13 protein-coding genes and 1 riboswitch are annotated in these 14,938 nt (G+C 37.8%); of the genes, 11 read left to right on the top strand and 2 right to left on the bottom strand.

Annotated elements, in window-relative coordinates; all coding sequences use genetic code 11:
• The first annotated feature begins 200 nt into the window (after nt 1–200).
• Nucleotides 201–599 carry a Na-translocating system protein MpsC family protein gene (locus IE339_RS06090; protein ID WP_053399841.1) on the top strand — a complete coding sequence of 133 codons (399 nt, stop codon included), beginning with the start codon at nt 201–203 and terminating at the stop codon, nt 597–599.
• 82 nt (nt 600–681) lie between these two features.
• Here the strand turns inward: IE339_RS06090 and IE339_RS06085 are convergent, their stop codons facing one another.
• A complete protein-coding gene (locus IE339_RS06085) occupies nt 682–975 on the bottom strand; it encodes a hypothetical protein (RefSeq protein ID WP_242174830.1) in 294 nt (97 codons plus the stop codon).
• A gap of 326 nt (nt 976–1,301) precedes the next feature.
• Here IE339_RS06085 and mbcS point away from each other — a divergent pair, with 326 nt between their 5' ends.
• Nucleotides 1,302–2,882: an acyl-CoA synthetase MbcS gene (gene mbcS / locus IE339_RS06080; protein WP_242176130.1), complete on the top strand. Its 1,581-nt coding sequence runs from the start codon at nt 1,302–1,304 to the stop codon at nt 2,880–2,882.
• Between the two features lie 37 nt (nt 2,883–2,919).
• Here the strand turns inward: mbcS and IE339_RS06075 are convergent, their stop codons facing one another.
• A complete protein-coding gene (locus IE339_RS06075) occupies nt 2,920–3,792 on the bottom strand; it encodes a cation diffusion facilitator family transporter (protein ID WP_242176129.1) in 873 nt (290 codons plus the stop codon).
• Between the two features lie 182 nt (nt 3,793–3,974).
• Here IE339_RS06075 and IE339_RS06070 point away from each other — a divergent pair, with 182 nt between their 5' ends.
• The 9 genes from IE339_RS06070 (at nt 3,975) to IE339_RS06030 (ending at nt 14,488) form a co-directional block, all read left to right on the top strand.
• Nucleotides 3,975–5,045, top strand: coding sequence for a DUF3900 domain-containing protein (locus IE339_RS06070; protein WP_242174827.1), 1,071 nt, complete (start codon nt 3,975–3,977; stop codon nt 5,043–5,045).
• Nucleotides 5,046–5,159: 114 nt separating this feature from the next.
• A complete protein-coding gene (locus tag IE339_RS06065; RefSeq protein ID WP_242174823.1) occupies nt 5,160–5,456 on the top strand; it encodes a hypothetical protein in 297 nt (98 codons plus the stop codon).
• A gap of 461 nt (nt 5,457–5,917) precedes the next feature.
• Nucleotides 5,918–7,588: a methyl-accepting chemotaxis protein gene (locus tag IE339_RS06060; RefSeq protein ID WP_242174821.1), complete on the top strand. Its 1,671-nt coding sequence runs from the start codon at nt 5,918–5,920 to the stop codon at nt 7,586–7,588.
• Nucleotides 7,589–8,166: 578 nt separating this feature from the next.
• Nucleotides 8,167–8,272, top strand: a riboswitch (SAM riboswitch).
• Between the two features lie 188 nt (nt 8,273–8,460).
• Nucleotides 8,461–9,390: an ABC transporter permease gene (locus IE339_RS06055; RefSeq protein ID WP_277933952.1), complete on the top strand. Its 930-nt coding sequence runs from the start codon at nt 8,461–8,463 to the stop codon at nt 9,388–9,390.
• Nucleotides 9,390–10,340 (top strand): ABC transporter permease, encoded by a 951-nt coding sequence (locus IE339_RS06050; RefSeq protein ID WP_277933951.1) that lies wholly within the window; start codon nt 9,390–9,392, stop codon nt 10,338–10,340. Before IE339_RS06055 ends, IE339_RS06050 begins: the two co-directional genes overlap by 1 nt.
• Before the next feature lie 16 nt (nt 10,341–10,356).
• A complete protein-coding gene (locus tag IE339_RS06045) occupies nt 10,357–11,379 on the top strand; it encodes an ABC transporter ATP-binding protein (protein WP_242174803.1) in 1,023 nt (340 codons plus the stop codon).
• Entirely contained in the window at nt 11,372–12,325 is a 954-nt protein-coding gene (locus IE339_RS06040) for an ABC transporter ATP-binding protein (protein ID WP_242174801.1), read from the top strand. The genes IE339_RS06045 and IE339_RS06040 overlap by 8 nt, the downstream gene beginning before the upstream one ends.
• 129 nt (nt 12,326–12,454) lie before the next feature.
• A complete protein-coding gene (locus IE339_RS06035; protein ID WP_242174799.1) occupies nt 12,455–14,083 on the top strand; it encodes a peptide ABC transporter substrate-binding protein in 1,629 nt (542 codons plus the stop codon).
• Between the two features lie 33 nt (nt 14,084–14,116).
• The gene (locus tag IE339_RS06030; RefSeq protein WP_242174797.1) at nt 14,117–14,488 is read left to right on the top strand and encodes a DUF3899 domain-containing protein; all 372 of its coding nucleotides are present in this window, start codon (nt 14,117–14,119) and stop codon (nt 14,486–14,488) included.
• The last annotated feature ends 450 nt before the right edge of the window (nt 14,489–14,938 follow it).

Raw genomic sequence — 14,938 nt, 5'->3', positions numbered from 1 at the left:
TTTTACGACGTGGACCAAAACTTGTAAATACCCTTTTTGAAATTTTTTTCTTTTCTTTTGCTACTCGTTTATTCCACCCATTTCCAAACGCGTACAAAAAAAATAAGCATTGACAATCCTAAAAACGCCCATTACTATTAGTTCAACTTCACTGCAAGTAAAAAACAGATGGATCGTCAAAACTTAGGAGGGTACAGATCGTGCCGTTAACAAAACGAAAATTAGAAGCTGAAATTAGTGAATCTTTGATTAAAGTACAGCGTGAGCTCATGGGCCGTGGTCCACAAGAAGCGAAAACATACATTATTCAGGATATGGTTATTACTCGCTTTAAGGGCGTACTAACCGTAGAAGAAAAACATTTGGTTGAAAACGACAACGGACGAAAGCTCGTCAAGCAGATGAGACAGCTACTTCGAGAAATGTACAGCAAGCATTTCGAAGACGTCATTGAAGAGCACACAGGCTGTAAAGTGCTCTCAAGTCATAGCGATACAAGCACAAAAATAGGTGAGCGAATTGAAGTATTTATTATGGATAAAGATTTGGAAAAGGACTTAGAGGCTCACCTCCCTCCTAAGGCATCACTTGCTCAGTAATCTCTTATTTCGCTCACACGAAAAGAAGCCTTTTTGACCAAATAGTGGTAAAAAAGGCTTCTTCATTTGTTTAGTTATGTAATCATTTTAATAATAATTCAATTAGCGCCATCTTTTTTCGAAACTTTTTAATTTGAAATTCGGCTTCTTCAATAAGCGGATTGCAGATGCTCGGTGAAAAGACGTTCTTTGCCATTTCCTTTGTCTGTGCAATACGTTGCTCGCAGCAAGCGATGTGGTTTGCGTATTCATTTTTCAAATCAGAAAGCGCTAGGTTTGTTAGATCAGACATCATCGCCTCCATATTTAACTGCTTAGCGTCGATCGCTGCTAACGGTTCCTTTTCCGCTCGTTCATATCCGTCCAGTACCATCATTTTTATTCTCTCCCTTTTCATTCTAAATGGTTTGTTGTTAGTGTGATTCCCCACTTTCAGAAAGTTAGACATGTTTTTTAAAACTTTTTTGCATAAAAATTATTTTCATCGAAAATTGATAGAAAATTAAAAATAATTTATAACACATATTAGTAGCAGGTAATAATATTTAGTTATATAATAGAAGAGAAGTAAACAAGCTACGTGGGATTTTAACAAAAGAGAGAGCGTCATACAGTGGGGTTAGGATGAACGACTGAATTCAGATGAGCCGTATTCATCGGTTTATAAAAGATAATTCAGCGTAAATTTGAGGAGGAAATATGATGAAGTTAACAGATTTAGTTGCCCCAGAGCAATACAATTTGACACAAGAAATCGAACAGCACTATTCGGACAAAATTGCCCTAAAGTGGCATGATGACGAAGGAAATCACGAAGAGGTAACCTATCGCCAGCTAATTGATCGTGCCAATAAATTAGCAAACGGATTAAAAGCGCTCGGACTAAAAAAAGGGGATCGCATGATGGTCATCGTCCCTCGATTAGTTCAATCATATGTGATCTATTTGGCTGCCTTTAAATCAGGTTTAGTCATTATTCCAGGCTCGCAAATGCTGCGTGCAAAAGATATCGCTTATCGCTTGAATCAATCAGAAGCGAAAGCAGTCATTAGCTATTATGACTACTGTGAGGAAGTCGATCTTATTAAAGAACCGACTCCATCTCTTGAACACAAGCTAACATTCGGGGAAGACGTAGTGGGATGGGATCGTCTTGAACCGCTTGTTGACCAGCATTCTGCGACATTTGAAGCTCCAATTACTCATAAAGATGATATGGCTCTTCTTTCCTATACATCTGGTACAACAGGAAATCCAAAAGGTGTTGTTCATAGCCACGGTTGGGCATATGCTCACTTACGCATCGCCCCAACAAAATGGTTAAACATAAAAGAAAACGATACGGTATGGGCAACAGCAGGTCCCGGCTGGCAAAAATGGATTTGGAGTCCATTCCTTTCTGTATTAGGTACTGGCTCAACTGGTTTTGTCTATAACGGACGCTTTGATGCCAAGCAATACATGCAGCTTTTACAAGATCATCAAATTAACGTTCTATGCTGTACACCAACAGAATATCGTCTGATCGCGAAGCTTGATGATCTTGGTTCATTCGATCTGTCTCACCTTCGCAGTGCCGTATCTGCCGGTGAACCGCTTAATCGTGAAATGATTGACGTCTTTCAACGTAACTTTAACATTCAAGTACGTGATGGATATGGTCAAACAGAAAATACGCTTCTCATCGGTACACTTGATGGTACGACGATGCGCCCTGGCTCAATGGGGAAACCAATCATTGACGAGTTCATTGACATTATTGATGAAGATGGACAGCCTGTGAAAGCTGGTGAAGTAGGTGATATCGCGGTACGTAAAGATTTCCCTGCTCTTTTCAAAACGTACTACAAAGAGCCTGAACGTACACAATCAGCGCTCCGTGGCAACTACTACCTGACTGGTGACAAAGCATCAAAAGACGCGGACGGCTACTACTGGTTTGAAGGCCGCGGTGATGACATTATCATTAGCTCTGGATATACGATTGGGCCATTTGAAGTTGAGGATGCGCTAATTAAGCACGCTGCTGTTCGTGAATGTGCAGTTGTGGCAAGCCCTGATCCAATTCGTGGACACGTTGTAAAAGCCTTTGTCGTACTGCGTGATGATGTAAAGGAAAGCGACGAGCTTGTGAAGGAATTACAGGATCATGTAAAAGCGGTCACTGCTCCTTACAAATATCCGCGTAAAGTGTCGTTTGTCGAGTCTCTACCGAAGACTGAATCCGGTAAAATTCGCCGCATTGAACTTCGAAAACAAGAAGAACAATTAACACAAGCATAACGAAAAAGCTGCCCGGAGTATTCCGAGCAGCTTTTTTCTATTCGATTACATATCCTTCAGACGTTTTGGCCGATGTTTCAGGCTCTAAATGAATGAGCACCTCTGATTTTGGGAACTGTTCTTGAATGTCATTTTTAATCGCATGCGAAACACGATGAGCCTCGTCTAAAGACGTTTGAATGGGAAAGACAAGATGAAAGTCTACATGTTCATCGGCACCTGATCGTCTCGTGCGGAAGTGATGATATTCAATAAACTGATTTCCATACTTCTCAATAACCTTCTTAATCCCCTCTTCTTCCTCATCCGATAAGCGAATATCAACCAGTGGAAGAAACGATTCTTTTCCAAGACCAATTGCTTCCCAAATAATATAAATGGCAATCGCAATCCCGATTAATGGATCTAAAATAAGCCAATCGGTTAACGTCACAAGTAATAAACTGACGGCCACACCAAGTGACGAATACACGTCTGTTAATAGATGAAGACCGTTTGATTTCATTGCTACAGAATTGGTGGCTTCTCCTACCTTTTGAATTTTCTTTCCGACAATAAAATTAATTAGTGCGCCTAAAAGCATGACTCCTATTCCGAGCATCGGTAGCTCAATCGGTTCAGGATGCTTGAGTTTTGCGATCGACTCTTGAATAATCCAAATACCTGCCACCATAATGAGGATGGTCTCAATGGTTCCTGAGATATTTTCAATTTTGCCGTGTCCATATGGATGCTTTTCATCTGGTGGATTGTTCGATAAGCGAACGGAAATAAATGCGATGATGGAAGCAACCAAGTCTAATGATGAATGAATGGCTTCAGAGACAATCGCGACAGAGCCGGTCATAATACCAACGACCAGTTTCAACGTCACCACAACAGTGTTGCTGACAATTGACAATCCAGCCATATTTTTTGAATGTTTGAGATCCACTATACGCTCACTCCTTTATGCTTTTTATAGTGTGCCTTAACTTCACAAAATCATGTTCTCATTTTGTAAAATTTTTCATTTTTAAACGGAGTGAAATTGACGAAAACTCTTCTACTTTTTATACTGTAGAAAGCGCATATAAAGAAACGGGTGATAAAATGGATTTTGAAATTAATTTCCTCTCCTTCTATGTGATTCAAGTAGAAGGAAAAGGTGAACAAACAAGTAAACAATACAAGCATTTTCAAACGTTAGACCAAGAGGATTATGAAGACAGTGCCTTGAAGGATTTTTTAGACGGAGAGCTTTCCAAAATATCAAAGCGAAAAGTTGAACGTCATCCAAAGGCCGAACAAGTTCCAACAAAAATTGGCTACTTTGTAGTAGAAGAAGGCTATGACCTTGGTTCAAATCCAAACTACAACTTGTTTCACAAAGCGCGTTATGCGGAAACGAAAGAAGAATTCGAAGAGCTTTCTGAGCAATTTGTTGGTACATACTTAGATGCTAGTGCAGTTCGTGGTGGCGTCTTTTTAGTTGCCTCCGCAAAGCTTCGCAAGTATTTTGATGATCCCTTTTTATTCATTATGAAGTGTGATTTCGAACCAAAGGTCGCATCCATTTCGGATGAATCGAGCTTAATTCGCAACGTCGAGATGGCGATTACGACGAAAAACATGAAATCTATTCAGTACCCCTACATGCCTGAAGAAGGCATTGTCGAAGAAGGCGAGCTGAAAATTCATCAGTCATCACACGCTCGCTACTTTGAGGACTTCTTAAAATTTGTCGACTACAACGAGCCGATGACGGAAATTATGAAAACGCAAGTAATGGACATGGTACGAGAACACGTCGCAGAGGTATTCGAGCCAGAAAGCACGGAGCTTGAGCAGTTTGAGTCGGATATGGAGCTGTGGGCAACGAGCGAAAAACGTGAGCTACAGGAGCGATTAGACACGCACCAGGTCATTGAAGCAGCCGCTCATATCGTCGAGCATACGCCTGAAGCCGAGCTAAAAATGAAGCTTGGCGAAACGGAAATTAAAGGTCTACTCGCTGATTTCGGGGAAAATATCCACCTTGCCAAAGTAAACGGTCGCTACGTAGCCGTTATCGAAGCAGAATCCATTCTATTTGAAAAAGGCGCTTCACCGATTGAGTTTCATAAGCCAGATGAGCTTCATGAGATTATTGAGAAGATTAGTAGTAAGCGCTGGGAAGATTGATTTTTTTGGGGTAAATGGATCTTTGTGATCAGCTTTACAGCTCGTTTTAAAATTAACTGCCTTATACTTGTTGAAAATTCCTTATTAAAATTACGAGTATAAAGAGATTTTATAATGAACAGAACAGAGGAACTTATTGAAAAATTCGCAGAAATCATGACCTACGGAATAGATAACGGCTTACCTTTTCCAAATGGCTATTCTGTAGAAATTGAATCAGAAGCGCCTATTCTTAGCTCGTTCCTATTTGTGAATAATTCTCTTAATGAATCTATAAAAGATACTGCCAACCTTCCCCAGAGGTTTAGAGAAGTAATGCTATTAAAAAGGCAGTTGTATGAGCGAAATATCTATCCCTATTATTTCATCCTGAGATGTATAGGGAAAATATATCCTTTAGAGTATTTGTAGCAGATAAGAATGTTTAAATAATTGCATACAGTTCTTTATAGAGCCTACACTGCTAAAAATAGCGTGTAGGCTTTTTTGAAAGGCTTGTACAGACAGCATAATGTATCATATTTTTCACTTTACTATCTGTCAAATTAATAAGTATGTAACCTCAACTTAAAAAGCTACTCAGTTAATTGATGGTGAAACATTAAACAAAATACACAGACTAAACCACTTGCTGGAGAAAAGAAAGACGAACAGATATTTATTTACTATATGTAACTAACCACTTTTTATAAACAATTAATATCCCTGACTGACATTCCAGTTGTTGTACTTGGCCATTATTCCACCAAAAAAAGGCGCTTCTACATTAAGAAGTCGACAAATAATGAACACTATTAATGCATATTGGAATAATATGAGAATACAACAAAAAAACAACTAATGTCATATTATACAGGTGAGGAAGTGGCTGGATGTCGATAGGAAGTAAGTTGTTAATCAGCTTTATCACTATATTTATATGTATTGCAGGAATTGTTACTTTTAGCGTCATAGGGTTATTTAATATTAAAGACGAAAGCAATAACATTGTCGGTGATGCTATTCCTTTATCTAATGCTGCTAACGATATTCTCACCGGACTTATAAATCAAGAAACTGCTGTAAGGGGTTATATCGTTACAGGAAAAGAAGAATTTTTAGAACCTTACTACGCCGGAGAAAAGCAAGTTAATAAAAACTTGGCAATTATTAATAAACGCTTGGACAATCATCCAATAATGGCAGAATTAATAGCTGAAGCTATGCCGCACATTAATACGATTCAAGAGTATTTTAAATCTCAAATTTCCTTGGTGAAAGAAGGAAAAATGAAGGAAGCTCAAAATAATATCGCTAATGGGAAAGTTGCTTTTGATAAATTTAGAGCAATACATCATAAAATTTATAAAGATACGTTAAAGTTGACCGACAACGCATGGGTTAGAACAGAAGATCAGGTAAGTAAAAGTTTAATTATCATTATGAGCATTACCGCCTCTATCATCCTCTTAACAACTGGGGTATATATTTATCTCATTTCCAATATCTCCAAACCAGTTAAAAGACTTATTGGAACTCTTAGAGAAACGATAAAAGAAAATTTTATCGTCACATCTAAAGATGAAATTAAAGTACTACAATCCTCCATTGAGAATTTAATTAAAAGCGTCAAAAATACCATTGATTCAACAAAAACATCTGCCCTTCAAGTGGCATCCTCTGCAGACCAATTAACAGCTAGCGCAGAACAGACCACTAGTGCCACCGAACATTTGTCACAGCTAGCTCAGCAAAATTCAGAGGGAGCAGAAGTTCAACTTAGTAAAATAAATGAAGCATCTAAGTCGTTAGATAAAATGGTTCAGTTTGTTGAAACCATTAATTCAGACAGTATCAAGATGAATAACTCAACAAAAGTGTCTACTGATTACGTGGATAAAGGTATCCAATCTGTTCAACAAGTCGTAAGAAGTATGGATGAAATTAAGGAAGCGTTTGGTAACATGAGCACTTCAATTAATTCATTGAGTGATCGTTCCAATAAGATAGGAAATATTTTAGAAATAATAACCAATATTTCTAATCAAACAAATCTCTTGTCATTAAATGCAACAATTGAAGCAGCAAGAGCAGGCGCTCAAGGTAAGGGATTTGCTGTTGTTGCAGATGAAATTCGACAGTTAGCTGAGGAATCAAAACGATCAGCAGATAAAATTTCTCAAATGATTGGTGATATCCAGAAGGACACTTTGAAGACGGTCTCCTTAATCAGCGAAGGAACTATAATTGTAAAACAAGGGGTAGAAGCAACAAAAGAGGCGGATCAATCGTTTGAACAGATTAACCAGTCTATTAAAGACGTTTCAAGTAAAGTAGAAAATGTGACTCTCTCAATCCAAGATATTGAACAAATAAGCGCAAACCTCTCCATCTTAATTGCAAGTATTCAAAGCATTGCCGTGAAGAATTCATTTTCTAACCAAGATAGTTCTGCGGCTACTCAACAACAGCTCGCGACTATGGAAGAGATTTCATCTTCTGCAAAGTCACTAAACTTTTTAGCAGAAGAACTTCAAAAATCTATATCTCAATTTAAATTATAAGTATAAATATAAAATCTATTGTCTTCTTAAAATGATCAAATGGCCAGACAAATAATAAGAAGATTTCTCATACAGTAAGTCAAAAGGAGAAATCTTTTTATTATTTCTAACGGTTGCTACTTCTATTACATACATTCATTTTAATATTCCATCTCTATTAAGTGATTATTTTATTATTTTTTGTTCATTACTACAACCTAATAAAACTAAAAAATGGACTTGCTGCTTATAATTTAAGCTCCCCTCTTTCTATTTTCTTAATTTTTTCTAGAGGAAGATTATAAAGGATGTTACTGTTGAACACGTCGACGAGTAGAGGTATTTTTATATCTTCTAGTTTATTGTACTCCACCATACTTTCATCCCATGTAACAGTAGAACAATTAGTTTTTATACGAATGAAAGAAGTTAAGAAATTAAAGTAAGTCCATTCCTGTCCTTAAGGTATTCAAGTGTTTTAAAAATAGAATTAAGACTTGGTGGTCAAATCACATTTTAAAAAAAGCGTTGACTTATTTAGAAAGAAGATATATCCTTATTTTTGTAATTATTTCTACTAATTAACTAAATATATGTTTTTCTTATCCAGAGAGGTGGAGGGACTGGCCCTATGAAACCTCGGCAGCGGGTTCTTTATCGAACACTGTGCCAATTCCATTCGGATTTATATCCGGAAGATAAGATGAGTAACGTTTGATAAAAGGCGCTCAACTTATCTATTGTTGAGTGTCTTTTTTATTTAATTAATTAGAAGTTGAAAGAGAAGTGACATAAATGAACTAACTAAGTAGTAAGCGGAGGTTGTAAAATCAAAAACCATGTAAACTTATAAGTTTACTAAAGTAAAGTGAATGTGTTTGGAGGAAGATGAATTGTACATACTAAAAAGATTGTTTACGATGATCGTTACGCTATGGATCATTGTTACTCTTACGTTTCTTATCATGCACTTTATACCAGGAGACCCTTTTGCCTCAGATGCAAAGTCCCTTCCTGAGGAAGTGGTGAAAAATATGCGCGATAAATACCACCTAAACGACCCACTTCCAGTTCAATATTTTACATACATAAAAGATTTATCACAGTTTGATTTAGGGCCTTCTATTCAATCTAAAACCCGAGATGTGAATGCATTGATCGGAGATGGTTTCGGACCCTCAGCAGTTTTAGGGATACAATCTCTACTTGTATCCATTGTTTTCGGAATTGCACTTGGTGTAATAGCTGCTCTTAACCATAATCGTCTTCTAGACTTCTTTTCTATGTTTGTTGCTATCATAGGCATCTCAGTACCAAGTTTTATTTTAGGACCCCTTCTCATCAAATATTTTGCCGTAGAGTGGGGTATTCTCCCTGCTGCGTCATGGGGAACATGGCAACACACGATATTGCCCACAATCGCATTGTCAGTGGGTCCTCTTGCTATAATCGCTCGTTTTGTAAGAGCCAGTATGATTGAAGTATTAAACCAAAATTTCATTAAAACAGCAGAGGCAAAAGGTCTAACTTCGTTAGAGGTCATCATAAAGCACGGCTTACGCAACGCTTTAATTCCTGTTATCTCGTTTATCGGCCCCTTATTTGCGTCCGTCATTACTGGCACATTCGTCATCGAGAAGATTTTTGCGATACCTGGAATCGGAAAGTACTTTGTTGAAAGTATTTTTAATCGAGATTATCCTGTCATCCTAGGAACAACGATATTTTATAGCACCATTTTAATTCTTACCTTATTTATTGTAGACATCTTATATCGCGTAATTGATCCGCGTATTAAATTAGTAAATGGAGGAAAGCAATAGTGGCACATTCACACCATCAACTGGACGATCAACTCTTTCAGCCGCTTACTACTAAGCAGATAACAAGTCATGAAACTCAAAAAGAAAAGTCTAACTATTTTAAAGAAGTAGTCGGACAATTACTCAAAAACAAACTTTCAATTATCGGTTTCATTCTTTTAATGACAATTATTGTTTTAGCTATAATTGGTCCTCATTTAGTACCTTATACAGCTAGTCAACAATCATTAACAAATGCAAACCTCCCTGTCTCAGGTAAACACTGGTTTGGAACGGACGATTTGGGACGTGACGTATGGGCGAGAACGTGGGCCGGGGCTCGTATTTCCCTTCTAATCGGCATTATTGCAGCTCTTATTGATTTAATCGTTGGCGTAGCCGTTGGTGGAGTAGCAGGATACATGGCTGGAAGAGGAAAAAACGGGGAACGAATCGACAATATTTTAATGAGAATTGTTGAAATACTATACGGAATTCCTTATCTACTTGTTGTTATTTTATTAATGGTTTTAATGAAGCCAGGTCTTGCTACCATTATTATTGCTCTATCTATAACAGGTTGGGTAGGAATGGCTCGAATCGTTCGCGGACAGGTTCTTCAGTTAAAACAGCAAGAATATGTACTTGCAGCGGAAAAGCTAGGGACATCCCACGTAAAAATTATTTGGAAACATCTCATCCCTAATATGATGGGCATTATTATTGTCAATTTGACTTTTACAATTCCAAGTGCAATCTTCGCTGAATCTTTTTTAAGTTTTCTTGGATTAGGTGTTCAGTCTCCTACAGCAAGTTGGGGAACCATGGCCAATGATTCACTACCTGTTGTGCTAAGCGGACAGTGGTGGAGATTATTTTTCCCAGGCCTCATGATTTCATTAACAATGTTTGCATTCAATGCGTTTGGTGATGGATTACAAGATGCTCTTGATCCCCAATCACAGAAGTAAGGAGAGAATGAACAAAATGAATGAGATATTAAGAGTAGAAAATTTGAACGTAACGTTTAAAAGGAAGAAAGCAAATATACAAGCAGTAAGAGGAACCTCATTTTTTGTAACTGAGGGAGAAACCTTAGCCATTGTAGGCGAAAGTGGTTCAGGTAAAAGTGTTACCGCTAAAAGCATAATGGGAATGATTCCAAAGTCGACTTCCCTTGCAACAGATGGAAAGGTTATGTTCAAAGGCAAGTCCCTACTAGAATCCTCGAAGAAAGAACTTGAACACATTCGAGGTTCAGAGATAGGTATGATCTTCCAAGATCCCATGACTGCGCTAAATCCAACGATGAAAATTGGAAAGCAAATTGATGAAGTACTCATCAAAAATAAAAAAGTGTCAAGAAAAGAAGCGAAAGAACAAACCATCAACCTATTAAAAATGGTAGGTATATCGGATCCTTCTAAACGATATTCCGAGTATCCACATGAATTTAGTGGTGGTATGAGGCAACGAGTAGTCATCGCAATGGCAATTGCATGTAATCCAAGTTTAATTATTGCAGATGAGCCTACTACTGCATTGGATGTAACCATTCAAGCCCAAATATTAAATCTCCTGGAAACGATTCAGGAAAAAAATCGTTCCTCTATTATTTTAATTACCCATGACCTAGGAGTAGTTGCAGAAGTAGCAGATCGGGTGGCGGTGATGTATGGCGGAATGATTGTTGAAAGCGGAAAAGTAGAAGATATCTTTGAACGCCCTAAACACCCTTATACGTGGGGACTTTTGCAATCCGTTCCAAAGCTAACATCAGAAAAAAAAGAACGACTAGTGCCTATTGAAGGAGCTCCACCAGACTTGGCAGATCCCCCACTAGGATGTGCCTTCGCTCCACGCTGTCCCTATGCAATGGGCGTTTGTATCGAGCATCTTCCTGATGAAGAATTTTTTAGTGCTGACCACGTATCAAGATGCTGGTTAAACGATGAAAGAGCACCAAAACCACATAGCTTAAAAGCACCAGGGAGGGAGCAATATGTCTAAATATCTATTGGAAGTGAAAAGCCTTCAAAAGCATTTTAAGTCTGACTCTAAAGGCGTTGTAAAATCAGTAGATGATATTTCATTTGGCATCAGAAGGGGAGAAACGCTCGGTTTAGTTGGAGAAAGCGGAAGCGGCAAGTCAACACTCGGTCGCACGATAGTAGGAATCTATGAACCTACTTCTGGAAAGGTGGTGTTTGAAGAAAAGGATATTTCAACTTTAAATCGCAAAGAAAAAAAAGATCTAAACCAGCGTATGCAGCTAATCTTTCAAGATCCTCATGCATCTCTCAATCCAAGAATGAGAGTTGAAGATATTATTGCAGAAGGAATTGATGCACAAAAGCTTGTGAAAGGAAAGGAACGCAGAGAGCTCATTTATAACTTGTTAGAAAAAGTAGGGTTAAATCGTGAGCATGGAAAAAGGTTTCCTCATGAATTTAGTGGCGGACAACGCCAACGAATTGGTATTGCAAGGGCATTAGCGCTTCAACCTGATTTTATTATATTAGACGAACCTATATCAGCACTTGACGTATCTATTCAAGCGCAGGTTGTCAATTTATTAGAAGACCTTCAGAAAGAAGAGCAGCTTACATACTTATTTATTGCTCACGATCTCGCAATGGTGAAGCATATTAGCGATCGAATCGGAGTGATGTATTTAGGAAGAATGATGGAATTGGCAGACAGTGACGTTCTTTTTAAAAAACCACTCCATCCATATACCCATGCTTTGCTCTCTTCTATTCCAATATCTGAGCCAAAGATGCGAGGGTCACGTGAAAGAGTGCTTTTAGAAGGAGATCTTCCAAGTCCCCTCAATCCGCCAGCGGGATGCCCATTTCAAACGAGGTGTCCACAAGCTACTAAAACATGTGCCCAAGTGGTTCCAGAGTGGAAAGAAGTTGAAGCAGATCATTGGATTGCTTGTCATTTATATTAGACGGAACACTTTATTGGCAAATTTGATCTGTGAAACTCTTATTGTAAGACCATAATTTACTACAAGCCATCCTATTAGCCTGTCAAAATTACAAATATAATTAAATACTTATCTAGGGGGAACAAAACGTTGAAAAAGCTATCCATTATTATAACGTCTATCTTACTATTGCTCGCGGGAGCTCTAGCAGGATGCAGTAGCAGCAAGTCTTCTTCTGACTCAGCTGCCAGTACAAAAGGAGTTAAACAAGAGATAACGGTAAACTTGGGCGGGGAACCATATACATTAGACCCTGCATTTGCATCTGATACAACATCGTTTTGGGTCATTGATCATCTATATGAAGGTTTATACACTCATGATAAAAAAGGAAAAGTCGTGTTAGGTGCAGCAAGCGACGTAAATGTATCTGATGATGGTAGAACGTATACATTCACCATTCGTGATGGCGCAAAATGGTCAAACAATGACCCTGTCACAGCTAAAGACTTTGAATACTCATGGAAACGAGTTCTTAATCCTAAAACAGCAGCATATGACCCTTCAAGCTTCTATTATATTAAAGGAGCAGAACAATACAACGCTGGAAAAGGAAAAGTTGAGGATGTAGGAATCACAGCTAAAGATGACAAAACACTTGTAGTCGAACTAAATCAACCGATTAAATTTTTCCCTAAGGTTCTTCTAGGGGAAGGATTCCTTCCAGTTAATAAAAATGTGGTAGAAGCAAACCAAAAGTGGTCAGCAGAGGCAAGTGGGATCGTAACAAACGGTGCTTATACTGCGTCTGAGTGGAAACATAACGCCGACCTAACTCTTCAAAAGAGCAAAACATATTGGGACAAAAAGAACATCACAATGGGAACCATCCATTTTAAAATGGTCGCTGATTCTACAACTGAGTATCAAATGTACAAATCAAATGAACTAGATTTAGTAAAGTCTGTACCTGCAGATGTAATTGATCAAGAAAAAGGCAGCAAGGAGTTTAAAAACTCCCCTTCCTTTAGCGTATATACGTATTCATTCAATGTAAATGAGAAACCTTTCAATAATGCAAAAATTCGTAAGGCCTTTTCGGAAGCCATTGACCGTGAAGCCATCACAAAGAATATTTCTAAAGGTGGCGAACAACCAGCTTACGGATACGTAGCGTATGGGGTGAAAGAACCGTCTGGAAAAGACTTTAGAGACGAAGCCCCAACGTATTATAAGTTTGATAAAAAGGATGCTAAGAAGCTGTTAGCCGAGGGAATGAAAGAAGAAGGATGGAGTAAGCTTCCTGCTGTCACGTTAAAATATAACTCTGAAGCTAATCACAAGAAGATTGCAGAAGCATTACAAGAAATGTTTAAACAAAACCTTGATGTGAATGTAAAGTTAGAAAACCAAGAGTGGAAAACATATATTGATACGTTTAAACAGAAGAATTTCCAAATGGCTCGTATGGGCTGGGTAGGCGATTTCCTAGATCCGTATCCTGTACTGAACTTATATAGCGCTAAGAGCTCTAGTAACTTTACGAACTGGAAAAACCAAAAATTTGATGAATTGCTACAACAATCACTCGTAGAACAAGATGAAGAAAAACGCTTCAAGCTGCTACATGAAGCAGAAGATGTGTTGATGGACGACATGCCTATCATTCCTATTTACTTCTCATCTACAAACTCGTTGATTAAGACCAATATTAAGGGAATTACGTTTGATGCTTTAACAAGCCCTAACCTTCGATTTGCGAAAAAAGTGTCAGAGTAACACCTAATTTTCATATACGAAACGGAGTTATATATGCTTAGAAAGTACATCACTTCATTGCTAATCATTACATGTTTGTTAGTTATTATTAAGAACCTTGAATTGATTTCATTGGATTCCATTACGGCTATTAATACCTCGTTTTTAATTGGCATTGTACTAATGGTAATAGGCGCTAGCATACATGTTTCGTCTACTGAGTTTTTTACCTTATTTTTTAAAGGATTTAGCGATCTAAAGTTATTCCGGCAGTCACAAGCATTAAAACGGGAGAACAAAATGATTCAGGAAAACACGAGCGTAATGAACTGGAAAAAGCAATTTTTGCGATCATGTATCGGCTTATCCCTTGGATCTGGAACTGCATTTATTGTTTTTTCTAGCTTTTTAGCAACACTAAGCTAATTCTTTTATTCTCAACAGGTGCTGTACAAAAAAATGGATAAACGACTTTTTTATATGTAATGAATACTCAATAAATCAGCCAACTTACTAGATATACTGCTGGTAAGTTGGTTATTTTGTTTTCAATTACTGTCTCGCTCATGCGGAGCCATCCACGAAAAGATATGTAGGACAAGGTCTCGTATAAATAATACTGATTCATCTTTTAATTGTATTGAGTAGTAGATGTTCTATACGAGTGATAATTTCAGAACATACCTATAAAAAATAATCATTATTTTCTGGGTTAAGGTGTAGAAAGCGCTTAAAGTGACTAGATCCTCTTTTTTCGACTTCAAACTCTTGCAACGAAGGTCTTTTACCATAATTTTCTGTTTTTTATTGCGCATAATCAATTGGGAATTTCACCACTTTTTCTTTACCTCTACTACTCGAATGATGTCTATCTCT

Source organism: Priestia koreensis, from assembly GCF_022646885.1.
In the GTDB taxonomy this organism is placed as follows: Bacteria; Bacillota; Bacilli; order Bacillales; family Bacillaceae_H; genus Bacillus_AG; species Bacillus_AG koreensis_A.
Note: the sequence above shows the minus strand (reverse complement) of the source record. Positions and strands in the feature narration are given on the sequence as shown.